We start from the raw sequence: 3,120 nt of genomic DNA on the forward strand, positions 1-3,120 counted from the left end.
CTCGAACGAATAACTCTTCGACTGTATCATCTGACACTGATGGGGATGTCGGTAGACTCTATTCAATAGGTTATAATTTGGATCAATATGATCGCTTTGGTACGGTGGCTCCGAGTGATACTTCTCAAAATAATAAAACGGATGTTCAAGACTATTATTCAAATCGTCCTGTCAATACTTCCATTATAGCTCCTGATCATGACGAAAAGGAAAGCCGGTTAAATTCCCAGTCAGAGCCAGTTGATGAGGCTGCTTTAGTCGATATCCCTAAAGATAAACTGAAACTGAAAAGCAAAGCCCAGTTGGCCAAAGAAAGAAGACAGAGAAAACGAGCGGAGAGAAGGTCTAAAAAATCAAAAAGCCCAAAGATTTAAAGGTCAGAGCTGGTTTTTGGTGGCTGAGTGGAATTGAACCCAAGTCAAAAAAAATGGGTTTTGGCGCTATTATTTCAACTTCATTCCCTGTTTATAAAAAGGCATGCTATACAATGGAATAAACCCCACAAGTCTATATCGCTGTGGGGTTTATTGGTACAAGCTGTTTTACTATTCAATAGGGGGCAGTACAATTCGAACAATTTCCGATTGCTTACCCACTTTTATGCCTTTGTATATATAGTAGGCATAGTATTCTCTAACTTCGGTGAGTTTTGGGTTCACCCGCGGACGGGTGTCATCAAAACTCGATCCTCGTACACTGGTCTGAAAATCGTAAGGTCCATCGTTAATCTTTCCATACAACATAATGCCTTCCATAGGGTATTTAGTAAAGCTAAGGTGGGGGGAACCACCTATTTCTCTTCCTTTCAGGTCTGGCTTTTTGTTGTTGGTTGACTCATTACTATTTTCATCAACCAAGCCCAATTCAATTTTTGTTTCAGGACTAATGCCTGGTGTTTCGTCAATGATTTTTTTGTATTCCCTTAAGCCTTTTTCAACAGGGCAATGTCCTTTAGAATAGATAATTTGAGAGTCATGAGCCGTTTTCTGATCCATATTTTTCTGATTGAGGCGCGTCCTATCGTCTTGCAGCAATTTTATTACGGCCTCTGTAGCTTCTTTGGGCAATATTCCATCGGCGATTAATTGAGGTGCTTTCTCAAGAAAATTCTCTCTCTTTGTAGAAAAGCCCACTACATTTGTTTCAATAAAACTCTTTTTTACCGGTATTTGTACCATCTTATTAAATTTATGGGTTAAACATATTGTATGGAATTCTATATTAAATCTAGAAAATAATATTTTATAAAATTGCATTTTTTAGGAATAAATTTTCTGCATATAGACTTAACATCGCAAAAATACTGGCATTACAGTATGGGGATTAATTCATCTGGCAGATAGATTATTGACCTGTTTTTGCTTGTTTTTTAGTTTGTGTTTTTCAAACTCCCATTTTGTTAAATTGAGAAAAGCCCGTAAATAGGGAAAGTGCCAAGGATTTGGAGAGGTGTTGTGAAGACTGTATGCCTTTGTAAATAGGGGCTGTGTCGGTTTTTAAGACAAAGCGATGAAAAATGGCGTTTTGTGTTTTTTGAAATTTATGCTAATTAGATATTCCTAGGTGATATCGTTGAATAACCTGTGTTTATTGACATTTATGTCTGTTTTTGTGTGCGGGTGTAAAATCATGGCTGTAAGTCTTTTTTTGCAGAATTTTGATTATTTAAAATTTACCACAGGCTGTTTGCAACATATCAGAAGCTGTTTATGGCTAGTAAAATGCAATTTGGAAGTCTATTTTTGCCATTTAGGAGCGATAAACGAGCATAATTGAGCTGATTTTGGCTCAGGGTAAATTGTAAAACGCTGTTTGAGAAAGCTGAGGAGCTCTTTTGAAAGTCTGAGGCGTGCAAACTAAAGAGATTGTTCACAAAACTGTGTGAGACTGTTCACGAAACTGTGTCTAAGGATCTTAATGATTAATTAAGTCATTTAGGACATGGGAAAAGGAACGTTTGATGTTTACTATTTAAAATTTTTAAAGAATTCATATGTTATACTGAATATAAATATGAGTGAACCTTTTACTTTATTCATAATTTTTATTTGAAAACTGGATAATTATCAATAGGTTTATATATTGTTAATATTATATTCTGATGCAAACTAAAATTCACCTATCGGGCAAAGAGCATCGCAACAAAAATGTTGTGCTGATTGCTTTTGCTCGTAATCAGCAATTAATTGATCTGCTAAAACAGCATTTTCCTGCACATTGGAGCCAGAGCAATAAATGCTGGTGGATAGCTAGAAACGAATTTGATTTTAAAAAGTTCAAGGCTGTTTTTTCCGCTCTGGCTGATATAGAGATGCCTGAAAAGGAAGTAGAAGCTAAGGAGAAAACAGAAATTAAACTGCCCTGTGGGTATCTTGAAAAATTGGAACGCGTACGATACAGTGAGAGTACAATACGAACTTACACGAGTTACTTTAAGGATTTTCAAAAGGCTTTTCCTGAAAGGATTCTTGAGGATATTCAGATGGAAGAGATTAACGACTATATTCATAAATTGATACATAAGAAATCGATATCAAATAGTCAACAGAATCAGAGAATTAACGCTATCAAGTTTTATTATGAGAAGGTTCTTGGATTAGATAGAGAATACTATAAGATTGATAGACCTAAAAGAACAAGAACTTTACCTAAAGTAATCTCAGAACAAGAAGTTTTAAGAATGCTACATGCCACAAAAAACTTAAAACACAAAAGTATACTAGCTACCCTATATTCTGCAGGTTTACGCAGGAGTGAACTTATTAATTTAAGGAAACAAGACATTTGGTTTGATAAGAAAATGATTTTTATTAGAGCTGCTAAAGGGAAGAAAGATAGAACCTCAATCTTATCTGACTTACTAGTTGTTGTTCTTAAAAAATATCTGGAAGTATTTAAGCCCAATTATTATCTTTTTGAAGGAAAAGATAGGACCAAATATCATCCTGGGACTATTGTTAAAATTGTTATAAATGCAGGGAAATTAGCAAATTTGGACAGACATATTACACCTCATATGTTAAGGCATTCGTTTGCAACACATTTGCTGGAGCAAGGAACTGATTTAAGGTATATTCAAAATATATTAGGCCATGCTTCGAGTAAAACCACAGAGATTTA

General features: G+C 35.1%; 3 protein-coding genes. 2 read left to right on the forward strand and 1 reads right to left on the reverse strand.

Annotated elements, in window-relative coordinates; genetic code table 11:
• Window positions 1–374: hypothetical protein (locus ABY905_RS15525; protein WP_372645515.1), on the forward strand; the 374-nt coding region annotated here is incomplete at its 5' end.
• A 171-nt stretch (window positions 375–545) separates the two neighbouring features.
• Here ABY905_RS15525 and ABY905_RS15530 read toward each other — a convergent pair.
• Window positions 546–1,178, reverse strand: coding sequence for a hypothetical protein (locus tag ABY905_RS15530; RefSeq protein ID WP_372645517.1), 633 nt, complete (start codon window positions 1,176–1,178; stop codon window positions 546–548).
• A gap of 923 nt (window positions 1,179–2,101) precedes the next feature.
• Between ABY905_RS15530 and ABY905_RS15535 the strand changes: the two genes are divergently transcribed.
• Window positions 2,102–3,120, forward strand: a 1,019-nt coding sequence (locus ABY905_RS15535) for a tyrosine-type recombinase/integrase (RefSeq protein WP_372645519.1), incomplete at its 3' end; no start/stop codon positions are given.

The organism is Ancylomarina sp. (assembly GCF_041555295.1).
GTDB lineage: Bacteria > Bacteroidota > Bacteroidia > Bacteroidales > Marinifilaceae > Ancylomarina.